The sequence below is a fragment of the Pseudomonas fluorescens genome (genome assembly GCF_902497875.1).
GTDB classification, from domain to species: Bacteria; Pseudomonadota; Gammaproteobacteria; order Pseudomonadales; family Pseudomonadaceae; genus Aquipseudomonas; species Aquipseudomonas fluorescens_BR.
Genome location: NZ_CABVHY010000088.1, coordinates 1 through 1,974 on the forward strand (window position 1 = coordinate 1; position 1,974 = coordinate 1,974).

At 58.6% G+C, this 1,974-nt stretch carries 2 protein-coding genes; one reads left to right on the forward strand and one right to left on the reverse strand.

Annotated elements, in window-relative coordinates:
- On the forward strand, positions 1-1,157 hold a 1,157-nt coding region (urtA, locus tag F8N85_RS33655; RefSeq protein ID WP_150807658.1), incomplete at its 5' end, for an urea ABC transporter substrate-binding protein.
- 89 nt (positions 1,158-1,246) lie between these two features.
- Here urtA and F8N85_RS33660 read toward each other — a convergent pair.
- Positions 1,247-1,974: response regulator transcription factor (locus tag F8N85_RS33660; protein WP_150807659.1), on the reverse strand; the 728-nt coding region annotated here is incomplete at its 5' end.

Here is a 1,974-nt window from a genome sequence, read left to right on the forward strand (position 1 = left end):
ACTCGTTGTCGGGAACCATGGCGATCTCTGAAACCTCACTCAAAGACATGGCGTTGATGACTATCGACGAGATCAACGCCAAAGGCGGCGTGAACGGCAAGATGCTCGAACCGGTGGTCGTCGACCCGGCGTCGAACTGGCCGCTGTTCGCCGAAAAGGGTCGGCAGTTGCTGACCCAGGACAAGGTCGCGGTGGTGTTCGGTTGCTGGACTTCAGTGTCGCGTAAATCGGTGTTGCCGGTGTTCGAAGAACTCAACGGCCTGCTGTTCTACCCGGTGCAATACGAAGGTGAAGAGATGTCGCCGAACGTCTTCTACACCGGCGCGGCGCCGAACCAGCAGGCGATTCCGGCGGTGGAATACCTGATGAGCGAAGAAGGCGGCAGCGCCAAGCGCTACTTCCTGCTCGGTACCGACTACGTCTACCCGCGGACCACCAACAAAATCCTGCGCTCGTTCCTGCATGCCAAAGGTGTCGCGGACAAGGACATCGAAGAGGTCTACACCCCGTTCGGCCACAGCGATTACCAGACCATCGTGGCCAACATCAAAAAATTCTCGGCCGGCGGCAAGACGGCGGTGATCTCCACGGTCAATGGCGACTCCAACGTGCCGTTCTATAAAGAGCTGGCTAACCAGGGCCTGAAAGCCACCGACGTTCCGGTCGTGGCATTCTCGGTCGGGGAAGAAGAACTGCGCGGCATCGACACCAAGCCGCTGGTGGGCAACCTCGCGGCGTGGAACTACTTCGAATCCGTCGAGAACCCGGTCAACCAGAAATTCGTCGCCGACTGGAAAGCCTACGCCAAGAAGAAAAACCTGCCGGGCGCCGATAAAGCCGTGACCAACGACCCGATGGAAGCCACTTACGTCGGCATCCACATGTGGGCGCAGGCGGTGGAAAAAGCCAAATCCACTGACGTCAACAAAGTCCGTGAAGCCCTGGCCGGCCAGACCTTCCCCGCGCCGTCGGGTTACACCCTGACCATGGACAAGACCAACCACCACCTGCACAAGCCGGTGATGATCGGCGAGATTCAGGCCGACGGTCAGTTCTCGGTGGTCTGGCAGACCGACGGCCCGATCCGCGCCGAGCCATGGAGCCCGTTCATTCCAGGTAACGACAAGAAGCCGGATTATGCGGTGAAGAGCAACTGAGTCACTGGATGTCGGGGCCGGGCACAAAGCTCGGGCCCGACATAATTCCCTGTGGGAGCGAGCTTGCTCGCGATGAACGATAACGCGGTTTAACGGGCACTCTGCCTCAACCCCGAACGCCCCGGTGCCAAGGCCAGCGCCAGTTGCGTGCGATTGTGCATCTGGGTCAGGCGCAGCACTTGGGAGACATAAAGTTTCACGGTGTTTTCGGTGATACCCAGTTCACAGGCGATCTGATAGTTGGTTTGCCCCTTGCTCACCAGGCGGGCTACGTCCAGTTGGCGCGGTGACAGCTGATTGAGGATGGCTGGAATCTCTGCGGGTTGCGTTTCGCTCGTAGCTCCCCGTCGAACCTCGTCGAGGTCTTGATAAAGCGTGTCGATGGAATCGGCGAGGCTTTGCAGTTTCTGGTTCAACTGACTCAATTGAAGGTTTTTCACCCGCTCCTGCACGACCGCTTCCTGGCGCCGCAGGCCTTCAAGCAATTCATTCAGATCGACAGGCTTCTGGTAGTAGTCGGCAACCCCGGCACGCAAGGCCTTGATCACTTGCTGTTTGTCAGACGCCCTGGTCAGCATGATCGCTTCGAATGCTCGCTGGTTGCCGGCGAGCTCCTGCAGTGCCTGCACCAGTTGAATGCCGCCCGGTTCTGCCAGGTGCAAATCGAACAGCACCAGACCGATTTCAGGGTCCTCGCTAAACCGTTCGATGGCTTGCTTGCCGCAGGTGCAGGGAATGCAGCGGTAACCACTGCTTTCCAGAAACTTACAGAGTTCTTCGACAATCAGCGGCTGATCGTCGACTACGAGCACTTTTA